This window comes from Rhodococcus sp. 06-221-2 (assembly GCF_002258365.1).
Classification (GTDB): domain Bacteria; phylum Actinomycetota; class Actinomycetes; order Mycobacteriales; family Mycobacteriaceae; genus Rhodococcoides; species Rhodococcoides fascians.
Genome location: NZ_NOYJ01000025.1, coordinates 185,932 through 199,548 on the forward strand (window position 1 = coordinate 185,932; position 13,617 = coordinate 199,548).

General features: G+C 65.7%; 14 protein-coding genes. 10 read left to right on the plus strand and 4 right to left on the minus strand.

The features are described from left to right. Nucleotides 1-247: 247 nt before the first annotated feature. The 7 genes from CH281_RS13490 (at nt 248) to CH281_RS13520 (ending at nt 8,164) form a co-directional block, all read left to right on the plus strand. Nucleotides 248-1,798 (plus strand): NlpC/P60 family protein, encoded by a 1,551-nt coding sequence (locus CH281_RS13490; protein ID WP_371129002.1) that lies wholly within the window; start codon nt 248-250, stop codon nt 1,796-1,798. A gap of 221 nt (nt 1,799-2,019) precedes the next feature. Beyond that, nucleotides 2,020-3,330, plus strand: coding sequence for an AAA family ATPase (locus CH281_RS13495; RefSeq protein WP_045841910.1), 1,311 nt, complete (start codon nt 2,020-2,022; stop codon nt 3,328-3,330). Further along, nucleotides 3,327-4,313 (plus strand): DUF58 domain-containing protein, encoded by a 987-nt coding sequence (locus tag CH281_RS13500; protein WP_032365771.1) that lies wholly within the window; start codon nt 3,327-3,329, stop codon nt 4,311-4,313. The genes CH281_RS13495 and CH281_RS13500 overlap by 4 nt, the downstream gene beginning before the upstream one ends. Next, entirely contained in the window at nt 4,310-5,308 is a 999-nt protein-coding gene (locus CH281_RS13505; protein ID WP_032372452.1) for a VWA domain-containing protein, read from the plus strand. Before CH281_RS13500 ends, CH281_RS13505 begins: the two co-directional genes overlap by 4 nt. A 66-nt stretch (nt 5,309-5,374) precedes the next feature. Beyond that, a complete protein-coding gene (fabG1, locus tag CH281_RS13510) occupies nt 5,375-6,097 on the plus strand; it encodes a 3-oxoacyl-ACP reductase FabG1 (protein WP_032372451.1) in 723 nt (240 codons plus the stop codon). 60 nt (nt 6,098-6,157) lie between these two features. Then, entirely contained in the window at nt 6,158-6,982 is an 825-nt protein-coding gene (inhA, locus tag CH281_RS13515) for an NADH-dependent enoyl-ACP reductase InhA (protein ID WP_027497037.1), read from the plus strand. A gap of 102 nt (nt 6,983-7,084) precedes the next feature. Next, nucleotides 7,085-8,164, plus strand: coding sequence for a ferrochelatase (locus CH281_RS13520; protein ID WP_032372450.1), 1,080 nt, complete (start codon nt 7,085-7,087; stop codon nt 8,162-8,164). Nucleotides 8,165-8,247: 83 nt separating this feature from the next. Here the strand turns inward: CH281_RS13520 and CH281_RS13525 are convergent, their stop codons facing one another. Continuing rightward, nucleotides 8,248-9,081, minus strand: a complete 834-nt coding sequence (locus tag CH281_RS13525; RefSeq protein WP_027497039.1) for a hypothetical protein — start codon at nt 9,079-9,081, stop codon at nt 8,248-8,250. A gap of 76 nt (nt 9,082-9,157) precedes the next feature. Here CH281_RS13525 and CH281_RS13530 point away from each other — a divergent pair, with 76 nt between their 5' ends. From CH281_RS13530 to CH281_RS13540, 3 genes are read left to right on the plus strand one after another with little or no spacing between them, the layout of a single operon-like run. After that, complete coding sequence (locus tag CH281_RS13530) at nt 9,158-9,964, plus strand: DUF3097 domain-containing protein (protein WP_032365846.1); 807 nt, start codon at nt 9,158-9,160, stop codon at nt 9,962-9,964. A 56-nt stretch (nt 9,965-10,020) separates the two neighbouring features. Next, entirely contained in the window at nt 10,021-10,452 is a 432-nt protein-coding gene (locus CH281_RS13535; RefSeq protein ID WP_027497041.1) for an NfeD family protein, read from the plus strand. Nucleotides 10,453-10,457: 5 nt separating this feature from the next. Then, the gene (locus tag CH281_RS13540; RefSeq protein ID WP_027497042.1) at nt 10,458-11,642 is read left to right on the plus strand and encodes an SPFH domain-containing protein; all 1,185 of its coding nucleotides are present in this window, start codon (nt 10,458-10,460) and stop codon (nt 11,640-11,642) included. On the opposite strand, the gene CH281_RS13545 is transcribed toward CH281_RS13540, so the two are convergent. From CH281_RS13545 to CH281_RS13555, 3 genes are read right to left on the minus strand one after another with little or no spacing between them, the layout of a single operon-like run. Then, nucleotides 11,643-12,152, minus strand: a complete 510-nt coding sequence (locus CH281_RS13545) for a hypothetical protein (protein ID WP_027497043.1) — start codon at nt 12,150-12,152, stop codon at nt 11,643-11,645. Beyond that, a complete protein-coding gene (locus tag CH281_RS13550) occupies nt 12,149-12,748 on the minus strand; it encodes a hypothetical protein (RefSeq protein WP_027497044.1) in 600 nt (199 codons plus the stop codon). Before CH281_RS13550 ends, CH281_RS13545 begins: the two co-directional genes overlap by 4 nt. Before the next feature lie 31 nt (nt 12,749-12,779). Continuing rightward, on the minus strand, nt 12,780-13,496 hold the full coding sequence (locus CH281_RS13555; protein ID WP_027497045.1) for a TVP38/TMEM64 family protein: 717 nt from the start codon (nt 13,494-13,496) through the stop codon (nt 12,780-12,782). Nucleotides 13,497-13,617: the final 121 nt, after the last annotated feature.

Genomic DNA, 13,617 nt, shown 5'->3' on the forward strand with positions numbered 1-13,617 from the left:
GTTTCTTTAGTGTGCGAAGTGTCGTACGGTGCCATTGGCACTGCTGGGGAAGGAGTGTCGCAGAAGGCAGGTGTCATCCGTGGGGAACTCGGGAGGCCACTGCTTCGGGTGTGACTGACGTGGTTCGCACCTGTCGTGTCGCTGCGCGCCACTTTCCCGCCCGGCGAACATGTTCACCGTCACCTGCGATCGGGGTGGGAACGGGGAACGCCTCGACGGCACGACGGTCCTCTCGGGACCCGAGTGAATGCCGGACCCGAGGGAGACATTTGTGAGCCGACGTCCAGTTCGCGGCACGCGCCGCAGAGCGCTCGTCCGTACCCGATTCGTACTGGCAGGTGCCGGTCTGGTTCTCGCGCTGACCGCGACCATGCCCGGAGTCGCCGCCGCGGTACCGCCGCCCCCGCCCAACCCGTCCGATACCGACATCGCCGCGGCCGGCAGCGCCGTCGACTCACGCCTGGGGCAGGTCGGACAGCTGATCGACGCGATCGCATCCGCCAACCAACAACTCGCACAGCTCGACGACGAGGTCGCCGTGAAGCGAGAAGGCGTCAACAAAGCACTGGTCGACCTGCAGAACGCACGGGACGCCGCCGACGTGGCCGCAGCAGTCGTAGGAGCAGCGCAGCAGGCGCTCGCCGATGCAGGCACACAGATTCAGGCAGCCCAGCGCAAGTTCGACGAATTCGCCAAATCGAGCTACACCCAGGGCTCGGGCGTCGCCTCGATGGCGTCGTTCCTCGGTTCGAGCGGACCGGACGACGTTCTCGACCGCGCCCAGGTCCTGAAGGTGCTGTCCAACAGCCAGAATGCCGTGCTCGACAGCCTCCAGCGGGCCCGAACCGAGCAGGCGAACCGGGACTCGGCCGCCCGCGAATCCAAGCAGCAGGCGGACGCGGCAGCGTCCGAAGCCGAATCCAAGAAGGCCGAGGCCGAGCAGGCCATCGCTGCAGCGCAGGCGGCGTTGCAAGCCGAGGCCGATCAGAAAGCCGCTATCGAGTCCCAGCGAGACGCCGCTCAGACCGAGCTCGACGCAGCCCGAAGCAATGTGGCCGGCCTCCAGGGTCAACGAGCCGCATACAGCGACTGGGAGGCGCAGAAGGCAGCAGAGGACGCAGCAATAGCAGCAGCCGCAGCTGCCGCTCGTGAGGCCGCGGTTCAGGCGGCGGCCCGGGTCTCGGCCAACCTGGCCGCACAACAGCGAGCCGCTGCGATCGCCGAGGGCCAACGCTCGCACGTCGATGTCGACGACGACTCGAGTTCGTCCACCGACTCCGACAGTTCGAGCGGAACCACGACTCCGACCCAGCCCACACCCAGCAAGCCCACTCCCAGCAAGCCCAAGCCCTCGACCACACCGTCGGTCACGGGCAGTGCTGCCGTGGAATTGGCGATCGACCGCGGGATGAGCCAGCTCGGTGTTCCGTATTCCTGGGGCGGCGGCGACGAGAACGGGCCGACCAAGGGAATCCGAGACGGCGGAGTCGCAGACAGTTACGGCGACTACAACAAGGTCGGCTTCGACTGCTCCGGCCTCATGATCTACGCATTCGCAGGTCTGGGTATCTCTCTGCCCCACTACACCGGCTACCAGTACACGGCAGGCAAGCAGGTTCCGTCGTCGCAGATGAAGCGTGGCGACATGATCTTCTACGGACCGAACGCCAGTCAGCACGTCGCGCTCTACCTCGGCGACGGGAAGATGCTCGAGGCTCCGCAATCCGGATCGGTGGTCAAGGTCTCCGACGTCAGATACAGCGGTATGACGCCGTACGCCGTGCGCATGGTGTCCTGAGCTCGCTGTCGCTCCCGAGGTCGCTGTTCGGTACTTCTGCGTCGTTCCGCAGGCTCCACTCCGGCGCGCGGGTCAGGGGTGGGTTTCGGCGCGCGCGAGCATCACCTGGAATAGTTGATCTCGGCGGTATGGAACGTGCCCGACGATGATCGACTGAAAGCGGTGAATTCTTGGTGACATCACGTGACGGCCGGATTTCGAACGACGAGGAGCCGACACAGATCGGGTCTTCGAGTCCGAATCCTCGGGGTGGGGAGCCGGAGCGGGTGGACAGTCCCGATCTCGCCGAGGACGTTCGGCTTCTCGAGAAGGCCGTGTACGAGGTCAAAAGGGTGATCGTCGGTCAGGATCGTCTGGTCGAGCGCATTCTAGTCGGCTTGTTGGCCCGTGGGCATGTGCTGCTGGAAGGCGTTCCCGGCGTGGCGAAGACCCTCGCAGTGGAGACGTTCGCCCGCGTGGTCGGTGGCTCGTTCTCCCGCGTCCAGTTCACCCCGGACCTGGTGCCCACCGACCTGGTCGGAACCCGCATCTACCGTCAGGGCCGCGAAGAGTTCGACACCGAACTCGGCCCGGTCGTCGCGAACTTCGTCCTTGCCGACGAGATCAACCGAGCACCGGCGAAGGTCCAGTCGGCGCTGCTCGAAGTCATGGCCGAGCGGCACGTGACCATCGGTGGCAGGACGTTCCCCATGCCCGATCCTTTCCTGGTGATGGCGACGCAGAACCCCATCGAGAACGAAGGCGTGTACCCGCTCCCGGAAGCCCAGCGCGACCGCTTCCTGTTCAAGATCGTCGTCGACTACCCGACGGTGGAGGAAGAACGCGAGATCGTCTACCGCATGGGGATCAAGGCCCCCGAGCCCAAGCAGATACTCGACCCTGTCGAGTTGGTCCGTCTGCAGAACCTGGCCAGTTCGGTGTTCGTGCACCACGCGCTCGTCGACTACGTGGTTCGGGTCATCGCCGCCACCCGCACGCCCGAACAGTTCGGGTTGGACGATGTCGGCAGCTGGATCGCATACGGGGCCTCCCCGCGTGCGACCCTCGGCATCATCGCTGCGTCCCGCGCCCTCGCCCTGCTGCGAGGCCGCGACTACGTCGTTCCTCAGGACGTGCTCGAGGTGATTCCCGACGTGCTCCGGCATCGGCTGGTGCTCTCCTACGATGCCCTCGCCGACGAAGTGACGCCCGAGACCGTGATCTCCCGCATTTTGCAGACCGTCGGACTACCGCAGGTGTCGCCGCAGGCGGTTCCGATGTCGCAGGACAACGGCACCGCACCCGGTCAGCCCTTCGGTGGCCAACAGGGCACACCGCAGTTTCCGGGAGCGGGGCCGCAGTATCCGGCTCAGGTACCGCATCCGGCCCAGGGGCAGTACCCGGGTCAGCCGCAGTTCCCCGGGCAAGGGCCCGGCTCGGCACCCCAGCCCGGACCCGAGCAGCGCCCACCGGGCGGTCCGGCCGGCGAACCCGCTCCGTCGCTGCACAAGCCGTCGGGTGATGCATCGTCGACCGGTTCGCCGGGTCAGTGAGCGCAGCCGACAGAGCCGGCCGAGGTGCGGTCTCACGGCCGCCGTCGTTTCGGTCCGGCGAACTGCGTGATCCGAAGCTGGCCGCTGCGCTGCGCACGCTCGAGATAACGGTACGTAGGCGTCTCGACGGCGTTCTGCACGGCGACCACCTCGGCCTGATACCCGGCCCGGGATCCGAACCGGGGGACGCGCGCGAGTATCAGCCCGGTGACGACGTTCGGCAGATGGACTGGTCGGTCACTGCCCGGACGACACACCCACACGTGCGGCAGTCGGTGGCCGATCGCGAACTGGAAACGTGGCTTGTCGTCGATCTGTCGGCCAGCCTCGACTTCGGAACCGCGGGGTGTGAGAAGCGCGATCTCGCGGTCGCGGCCTCGGCCGCCATCACCCACCTGACCGGCGGCGGTGGTAATCGCATCGGAGCTGTCGTGGCCACCGGCGCGACGACGACGCGAATCCCGGCGCGCGGGGGCCGGGTGCACAGCCAGTCGATGCTGCGGACGATCGCTACGACACCGTCCGCCGCGGACGGCGTCCGAGGAGATCTTCGCGATGCCGTCGAGGCGCTGCGGCGTCCCGAACGCCGTCGCGGTCTGGCCGTGGTGATCAGCGACTTCCTCGGCCCGATCGACTGGGAGCGATCGCTGCGGGCGATCTCTGCCAGACACGACGTACTGGCCGTCGAGGTACTCGATCCGCGAGACCTCGAACTTCCGGATGTGGGAGACGTGGTTCTGCACGACCCGGAGTCCGGCCGCACTCGGGAGTTCGCCGCGACGCCCCGGCTCCGCGCCGACTTCGCGCGAGCAGCCGCAGCACACCGCGACGACGTGGAGAAAGCGTTGCGCCGATGCGGGGCACCGCGTTTGACTCTGCGCACCGACGGTGACTGGATCGCCGATGTCGTCCGCTTCGTCACTGCTCGCAGGCACACCATCGGCTCCGGTTTCACCAATACCGCGAGGGCAGGTTCGCGATGAGCCTCACCGATTTCTCTGCGCCGTGGTGGCTCGCGTTTCTGGTCGTCGTCATCGCCTTGACGGCGGGGTACGTCTGGATTCAACGCCGCAAGCAGAAGCACGTGCTGCGTTTCTCCAACATGGAGTTGCTCGAGTCGATCGCGCCGAACCGGCCCAGTCGTCTGCGTCATCTCCCGACCGCACTGGTACTGGTCGGGCTGATGTTCCTGACCGTCGCGTTGGCCGGCCCCACTGCCGATCAACGTGTTCCACGCAACCGCGCGACGGTCATGCTCGTCATCGATGTGTCGCTGTCCATGGAAGCGACGGACGTCGAACCCACTCGGCTGGCTGCGGCCCAAGAAGCAGCGAAGTCGTTCGCCGATGGCCTAACGCCCGGCATCAACCTCGGTCTCGTCGCGTTCGCCGGCACTGCCTCGGTATTGGTCTCACCCACGGCCAACCGCGACGCCACCAAGTCGGCAATCGACAAACTGCAGCTCAGCGAGCGGACGGCCACCGGTGAAGCAATCTTCACCTCGCTGCAGTCGATCGACACTCTCGGCGCGATCCTCGGGGGTGGCGACGCGGCACCGCCGGCCCGCATCGTGCTGCTCTCGGACGGTAAGCAAACCGTTCCCCAGAACCTCGACGATCCACGGGGCGGCTACACCGCAGCGCGCGCAGCCAAGGACAAGGGAGTGCCGATCTCGACGATCTCGTTCGGCACCAGCTACGGGTCGGTCGAGATCGAAGACGAAGGTGGAGGCGGGGTCGAGCGCGTCCCCGTTCCGGTCGACGACCCGTCGTTGCGCGAGATCGCGACTCTGTCCGGAGGGAGTTTCTTCACGGCCTCCTCGCTCGAGGGCCTCCGAGACGTCTACGACACCCTGGAGGAGCAGATCGGTTTCGAGATCACCCGCGGGGACGCATCGCGACCCTGGTTGATCCTCGGTGTCCTGTGCATCTCCGCCGGGCTCGGTTCGGCGTTGGTGATGCGGCAACGATTGCCGTGATCGCTGTTATTACTCACCAGTAAGTTTCGCTTTGTCATTCCAGGACGAACAGATAGGTTGCTAGGCATGTCCACACCTGACTTCATCGCGCGATCGGTACTCGTCACCGGAGGTAACCGGGGTATCGGTCTGGCCATCGCCCAACGGCTCAGTGACGACGGACACAAGGTGGCCGTCACCCACCGCGGATCCGGGGCTCCCGACGGATTGCTCGGGGTCGTCTGCGACGTCACCGACTCCGATTCGGTCGACGCGGCCTTCAAGGAGGTCGAGGAGAAGCACGGACCTGTCGAGGTACTCGTCGCCAACGCGGGCATCACCGACGACACCCTGCTGATGCGTATGACCGAGGAGCAGTTCCAGCGGGTCATCGATGCGAACCTGACCGGAGCCTTCCGAGTCGCCAAACGCGCCAACCGGGCCATGCTGCGCGCGCGCTGGGGTCGGATGATCTTCCTCAGTTCCGTTGTCGCGATGGCCGGCGGGCCGGGGCAGATCAATTACGCGGCGTCGAAGGCCGGAGTCATCGGCATGGCCCGGTCGATCACGAGGGAGTTGGGTTCGCGGTCCATCACGGCGAACGTCGTCTCACCGGGATTCATCGAAACCGACATGACCGCAGAGTTGTCGGACGACTTGCGCGGCAAGGCGAAGGAATACATTCCACTTCAGCGTCTCGGTCAGCCCGAGGACGTTGCAGCAGTCGTGAGTTTCCTTGCGGGACCGGACTCGTCGTACGTGTCCGGTGCTGTCATTCCCGTCGACGGCGGCATGGGCATGGGGCACTGAGAAACCCTCTCGCACAACGATTTCGATAGATACTCACCTCCGAATTAAGGACGTAGCATTATGGGCGGATTGCTCGAAGGCAAGACCATTCTCATCACCGGCATCATCACCGACGCGTCGATCGCGTTCCACGCCGCGGCCATGGCGCAGGAGCAGGGTGCCAAGGTGATCATCACCGGGTTCGATCGGCTGCGGCTCATCGACCGCATCGCGCAGCGGCTGCCCAAGGAGGTGCCCCCGGCGATCGAGCTCGACGCCACCAACGAGGAGCACCTCGCCGCGCTGGCGGACCGAATTCGTGAAGTAGCGCCGGAGGGTATCGACGGAGTTCTGCACTCCATCGCATTCGCACCTCGCACCCTGATGGGCCCGGATGCCAAGCCGTTCCTCGACGGCCCCGGCCCCGACGCGGCGAGGGCATTCGAGATCTCGGCGTGGAGCTACGCATCTCTCGCGCGTGCCGTGCTGCCGGTCATGAACGAGGGTGGCTCGATCGTCGGAATGGACTTCGATCCGCGGACGTCGATGCCCTACTACAACTGGATGGGCGTAGCCAAGGCTGCTCTCGAGTCGGTGAATCGTTACGTGGCACGGGAAGTGGGCGCAGCCAAGCGTATCCGCTCCAATCTCGTTGCAGCAGGACCGATCAGGACTCTTGCCGCCAAGGCGATTGCGGGCACCGCGACCGGCGATGCGGCCAAGATGGACCAGCTGAACGTGTACTGGGACGGTGCCGCTCCCATCGGATGGGACGTCAACGATCCGACCGTCGTCGCCAAGTCGATCGTCGCGTTGCTGTCGGATTGGCTGCCCGGAACCACCGGGTCGATCGTGTACGTCGACGGCGGAGCGAGCCACAACACGTACCTGCCCGAAAACATGTGACACGTCGGTGAGCGGAGTCCGACGTGGGCTCGCTCACCGTAGGTTTCGTCGACCGATTGTGCCCCTGCCGCAGCCCTGCTGCGACAGGGGCACAATGGATTCATGACCACCCCTGGAGATTTCGACGCACTGTTGGTGCTCTCGTTCGGCGGACCGGAAAAGCCCGCCGACGTTCGCCCGTTTCTTGAGAACGTCACTCGCGGACGTGGTGTGCCGCCCGAGCGTCTCGACGCCGTCGTCGAGCACTACATGCACTTCGGTGGCGTGTCACCGATCAACGAACTCAATCGCGACATCATCGCCGCACTGCAGGCCGAGTTCGATTCGGCCGGAATCGAATTGCCGATCTACTTCGGCAATCGCAATTGGCATCCGATGGTCGAGGACACCGTTGCGACGATGAAGGCGGACGGCGTCCGCTCCGCGCTCGTCTTTCCGACTTCCGCGTGGGGCGGGTATTCCGGGTGCAGGCAGTACCACGAGGACATCGCCAGGGCCCGTGCGTCCGTGGGGGACGACGCCCCGCATTTGCTCAAGATCCGTCAGTACTACGACCACCCGTTGATGGTCGAGGCGTTCGCCGAGGCCGTCGATGCCGCGCGCAGGTCGCTGCCAGAGGAGCATCGGGCAGGAGCGCGGCTGGTGTTCACCGCGCATTCCATTCCGTCGGCAGCCGACGCCAATGCAGGCCCACCCGCGGATGGTGGCCACCTGTACAGCCGGCAGGTTGCGGAGGCGTCGCGTCTGGTCGCGGCCGCATCCGGCAGCACCGAATACGATCTGGTGTGGCAGTCTCGTTCCGGACCACCGCAGGTTCCGTGGCTCGACCCCGACATCTGCGATCATCTCGAAGCACTGTCCGAGAAGTCCGTCGACGCGGTGATCGTGTGCCCGATCGGTTTCGTGTCCGACCACCTCGAAGTGGTGTGGGATCTCGACACCGAAGCCGAGGAGAAGGCCCGTGAACTCGGGATGGCTTTCGCCCGCGTGGGTACGCCCGGTTCCGATGCTCGATTCCCGAAGATGATCAGGGAGCTGGTGGACGAGTATCGCGTCGGCGGGACGTGCCGAGGACTCGGCAGCGTTCCCGGCTACGGATCCACCCTCGACGGCAATCGATGTGCCGTCGGATGTTGCGAGCAGCCGACGCGTCCATCGCGGCCTGCGACGGCACCTGCCTGACTGGCGGCTCCTGCCTGACGGGTGGCCTCTTGCCTGTCTCGCGGCCCAGCCCCGACAGGACCGCTACGTGTCGGTCCTGTCGGTCATCGGGCCGACTGCATCGAGGCACCGATGCTCGTCGCCACGGCGATGGTCCGGGCCGTGCGCACGGCGGCCCACAGCGGCCGGACGAGTTCTTCTCGGGCGGCCGCTGCGGCGGCAGTCGGTGCCTCCGAGGGAGCCGATCCGGCGGCGACGGTGAGGATGGCCGCGACCCGATCGGCCGATTCGAGCACTCGGAAGGCGCGTTCGGACATCTCGGGGGGATAGCGGTGCCGTGCAGCGTCGGCGATCAGCTCGGCGATGCGAGTGCGCGGGTCGGCCTCGAGAGTGCGGGTGGGGAGCGATTGCATCTGTGCGAGTGCATCCGCCGCGCCGCGCACGGCCTCGCGCATCTCGTACTCGGCCTCACCGAGACCTCGATCTCGGTGGGCGTGAGAGGGAACGTCGATCGAATACACGGTCCAGCGCAGCACGTCGGGGCCCTCGACGACGGGTACCACCCCGATTCCGGCGGAGCCCGGGGTACCGATCATCACCGCCTGCTCGGCACCGATCGCTGCACGAGAGAATTCTGTCCGGGCCGGCAGTTCGGCCACCGCACCCGCTGCGGGCAGCACCAGACGTATCCGTTCCTCCCCGGCTGCGGGTGAGGGTCCTGCGTTCGCGGCGGTTCGGACCGCGGCGAGCGCCCCGGCGATGCCCTCTGCGTAGCCCGGAAAGCGCAGCCCGTACGTCGTTGCTGCTTCGTTGTCACCGGCACCGACCAGATGCATCGGTGCCCACTCGGACATCGCGTCGATGACGTCGTCCGGCGAACCGGCACCGGCCAGCCAGGAACCGGCCCACAGGGCAAGACTTGCACTCGGAGAACACACGACTCACGAGCATAGGTCGGCGTGGCGAACCGTGCTCGGGACGCCGGTATCGCTAGCGTTGGTCGCCGTGAACGACATGTACGGCGGAGACATTCTCAAAGGGCACAGTCGCATGCGGAAGGTTCCGGCACCGGAGGTGCCGGCCGAGCGCGGCATGGTGGTCGAGGACGCAGGTTCGGGTTATTGCGGTGCTGTGGTCGGCTTCGAGCGCACATACGACGGAGATTTCGTCCGACTCGAGGACGGCGCCCGAACGACGCGACTGTTCGCCCTGCGCGAGGCCGCATTTCTGATCGACGGCCGCCGGGTGACGCTGGTCCGCCCGAAGCCCGCGACCGCGGCCAAACCGACCAGATCGGCGTCCGGATCCACCAAGGTCGAGGGCCTGCGAGCCCGGACGGCTCGTGCCAGCCGTATCTGGGTCGAGGGTGTGCACGACGCGGCCCTGGTGGAAAGCGTGTGGGGACACGACCTTCGAGTGGAGGGCGTGGTCGTCGAACATCTCGAGGGCCTGGACAATCTGGGGGAGCGGTTGGCCGATTTCGGCCCCGGCCCGGGCCGTCGCGTCGGGGTCCTGGTCGACCACCTGGTCACCGGGTCCAAGGAATCGAAGATGACCAGATCGTTGGGCGAACACGTTCTCGTCACCGGCCATCCGTTCATCGACGTGTGGGAGGCCGTCAAGCCGTCGGCGGTCGGCATTGCGGCGTGGCCGAAGATTCCGCGCGGTCAGGACTGGAAGACCGGAATCTGTCGAGAGCTGGGCTGGGGAACTCCGCAGGAAGGATGGCGGCGGGTGTACTCGTCGGTGTCGAGCTTCCGAGATCTGGAGGCTCCACTGATCGGTGCCGTCGAACAGTTGGTCGATTTCGTCACCGAGTAGCTGTTACGACCAGCTGATCCGTCGGCGGATGTCCGATTCGTGCCAGGATGGAGCTTGTGGCAGCGATCTTGTGGCTCATAGCGGCGGTTGTGCTTGCCGGTGCCGAAGCACTGACGGGGGACTTCTTCCTACTGATGATCGCCGGCGGTGCGCTCGGTACCGCCGGGGTGTCGGCGTTGACCGACTTCCCGGTATGGGCAGACGCAATCGTTTTCGGCGTGTTGTCGTTGGCGTTGGTTCTGGGTCTGCGTCCGATCTTGTTGCGGCGCTTCGCACATCCGCCGGACACCCCGATGGGGGTTGCGGCTCTCACCGGTAAGAGCGCAGTCGTGCTCGAACAGGTCACTGCGCACGAAGGCCAGATCAAACTCGGTGGCGAGGTGTGGACCGCGCGTCCGTTGGACGAGACAGAGGTCTACGCCCCCGGTACCACCGTGACCGTGATGGAAATCGACGGTGCCACCGCCGTCGTATGGAAGGGACCGTAAAGCCAGTGGAAGCACTCATAGCACTGGCCGTCATCGTTGCGTTCGTCGCCGTGTTGATGGCCAAGTCCATCTCGATCGTCCCGCAAGCCGAGGCAGCAGTGATCGAAAGACTCGGTCGGTACACGCGTACCGTGTCCGGTCAGCTCACGTTCCTCGTCCCGTTCGTCGATCGCATCCGTGCGAAAGTCGATCTGCGAGAACGGGTCGTCTCGTTCCCGCCGCAGCCGGTCATCACCAAGGACAACCTGACGGTGTCGATCGACACCGTCGTCTATTTTCAGGTGACCAATCCACAGTCGGCCGTGTACGAGATCAACAACTACATCGTCGGTGTCGAGCAGTTGACCACCACCACGCTGCGTAACGTCGTCGGCGGAATGACGTTGGAAGAGACTCTGACGTCCCGTGATTCGATCAACGGTCAGCTCCGAGTGGTGCTGGACGAGGCCACCGGTCGGTGGGGTCTTCGAGTCGCCCGCGTCGAGCTCAAGAGCATCGACCCGCCACCCTCGATTCAGGAATCGATGGAGAAGCAGATGAAGGCCGACCGCGAGAAGCGCGCGACCATTCTCACGGCCGAGGGGCACCGTGAATCGGCGATCAAGACAGCCGAGGGCGACAAGCAGAGTCGAATCCTCGCTGCCGAAGGCGGTAAGCAGGCGGCCATCCTCACTGCCGAGGGTGAGCGGCAGTCCAGAATTCTGCGGGCTCAGGGTGATCGCGCCGCGAAGTACCTCGAGGCGCAGGGGCAGGCGAAGGCCATCGAGAAGGTCTTCGGTGCCATCAAGGCGGGTAAGCCCACTCCAGAACTGTTGGCCTACCAGTACATGCAGACGTTGCCTCAGATGGCGCAGGGCGACGCGAACAAGGTGTGGATGATCCCGAGCGATTTCGGCGACGCTCTCAAAGGGTTCGCCAAGACCCTCGGAGCCCCAGGCGAGGACGGGGTGTTCCGATACGAGCCCAACGAGTCCGCGGGCAACGAGCCGAAACCCGAGGACGACTCGGACGAGGTTGCGGAGTGGTTCGAGACCAAGACCGATCCGGCTGTCGCCGAAGCCGTCAAGGCCGCCGAGGCGGTGGCCCGTAAGCCGGTGGACACGTCGTTGGCCGCATCTCCGGAGCTGTCCAAGGGTATGGATATCGGTGCCCTGTCGGCATCTCCCGAGGCAGAACCGGAAGCGCGCTGATCACGAATTGATCGCGAATCCCACGCCCGCTGCCGCCAGTGCCCACAGAACGCTGGCGAAGGTGCCGATGATGAACTGTTCGGAGGCGTGGGATTCGCGCAGTTCGGGGTAGCGCGCAAGTCCTTTGACCGCCAGTACGATGGCGATTCCCTCGGGCCAGCCGGTGAGAATGGATACCGCAACCGCTACACGTTCGAGAATTCCTATCGTCAACCCTCCACGCAGCGGCTCGACCGGCTCGTCGTCGGTCGAGTCGTTCTGTCGTCTGGCGACGCGAAAGACGCTCGGCACCACGGCAGTGCCGCCGACGGCGGCCACGGCAACGCTCAGGACGACTCCGACTGCATGACCGACGCCGTGTGCCGGCCCGGCGAGCGTGGCAAGCACAGCGGCTGCGGTGAGCAGAGTCGAGGCAGCCACAGTGGGGACCCACAGCCTGATGCGGTCGCCGGCCGGGACGAGGGCGACACCTGCCGTCAGAGCCAGAAGAACGAGGGCGACGACGATCATGACGTGTGACTTCCTGTCGCGTCAGCCGCGTTCAACAACCTCGCGGCAAGGGTGCGGCCGGCATTTTCGACGTGCCAGCCGGCGACGGAAAGTCGTTGCGACATAGCCTGTTTGCTGATACCGAGCCTTTCGGCCGCGTCGGTCTGCGACATTCCCTCTGCCATGAGCGCAACCGCCTCTCGGCCCTGGTCCGAGCGACGAGCGACGAGTATGGCAACCAAGGTCGATGCGGTTTCGGCGTCCTCGGCCGCTTCCGGCTCGGGTCCGGTGACGGCGAGCGCAGCAGGCGCATTCTTCGCTCTGGTGACGGCGTCTCGGGCAGCCTCGAATGCCTGGCCCCGGCCGGCGCGCGTCGTGTCGGGTAACGGAAGCTCGACCGAACCGACGCCGATTCCCACGCTCCAATGTGGCGTCGCCACCAGGTCGAGGGCGATCGCGACGACGGTTGCTGCGTCCTCACAGACGGCCTGGACCTCGTCGCCTGCGGTGCGTTCGAACGGGCGGATCAGATCGAAATCGCGATACCGGTCCAGTAGATCGGGCACGCGATCGATGTCACGTCTGCTGCGACGCTGGTCGACGGTCATCACGAACATGCGACAAGGCTAGAGCGTTGATTTGATCAAGTCAAGCTTCCAGGCTTGATTGTCCCGAATCAAGGTTCTCGCCCTGACGCCTGTTCTCCGGTGCCGATGCGGCCTCACGAGTCCGCGACAAACGCCAGTCGACGAACAACCCGCTCACGCCGATCGCAATGCAGATCCCGGACAGCACCAGCAGTACCGGATGGGTCTGCCCGCCGATTGCTCCACCGATCACCACGATCCCGAGGGTGCCGGGCAGCATGCCGGCGGCAGTGGCCAGAGCGAAGGGGACAAGCCGAACCGCCGACACACCGCAGGCGTAGTTCACCAGAGAGAAAGGCACCGGGGCGATCAATCGCAGAGAGCCGACCGCGAGCCACCCTCGTCGGCGCAGGCTCTCGTCGACAGAGTCGAGAGCTGAATGCGACATTCGCGCCGCCACGGCTTCTCGCCCGATCGCCCGAACCAACAGCAGGGCGAGGACCGCGCTGACCGTAGAGGCGCCGATCGTCACCGCCAGACCGGTGAATGGCCCGAACAGCACTCCGGCGCTCAATGTGAACAGGGTTCTGGGAATGGGTGCAATGGTCACCAGTGCATGGACGGCGAAGAACACGAGCGGAAACGCAGGACCGACCGAGGTGCCCCACTGGCGCATCTGCTCGACACTCGGATGCGGGGCGAACACCGCAACGACAGCCAGGACGACGATCACCGCCAGTAGCGCGATCAGACGAAGGTCGCGCAGGTGCCGGGTCACGAGAGGCAAGAGTACCGGCGTGAGATGACAGAACGGTTCGGGAGCGGAGCCTGCGGAGTGACCCAGGGGGCGGGAGCGGAGCCTGCGGAGTGACCGAAAGGGGGCGGGAGCGGAGCCTGCG

Coding starts and splice junctions, on each gene's coding strand:
- CH281_RS13530 (WP_032365846.1), top strand. CDS start 9,158: ATGTACGGCGGAGACATTCTCAAAGGGCACAGTCGCATGCGGAAGGTT.
- CH281_RS13490 (WP_371129002.1), top strand. CDS start 248: ATGCCGGACCCGAGGGAGACATTTGTGAGCCGACGTCCAGTTCGCGGC.
- inhA (WP_027497037.1), top strand. CDS start 6,158: ATGGGCGGATTGCTCGAAGGCAAGACCATTCTCATCACCGGCATCATC.
- CH281_RS13520 (WP_032372450.1), top strand. CDS start 7,085: ATGACCACCCCTGGAGATTTCGACGCACTGTTGGTGCTCTCGTTCGGC.
- CH281_RS13550 (WP_027497044.1), bottom strand. CDS start 12,748: ATGTTCGTGATGACCGTCGACCAGCGTCGCAGCAGACGTGACATCGAT.
- CH281_RS13505 (WP_032372452.1), top strand. CDS start 4,310: ATGAGCCTCACCGATTTCTCTGCGCCGTGGTGGCTCGCGTTTCTGGTC.
- CH281_RS13545 (WP_027497043.1), bottom strand. CDS start 12,152: ATGATCGTCGTCGCCCTCGTTCTTCTGGCTCTGACGGCAGGTGTCGCC.
- fabG1 (WP_032372451.1), top strand. CDS start 5,375: ATGTCCACACCTGACTTCATCGCGCGATCGGTACTCGTCACCGGAGGT.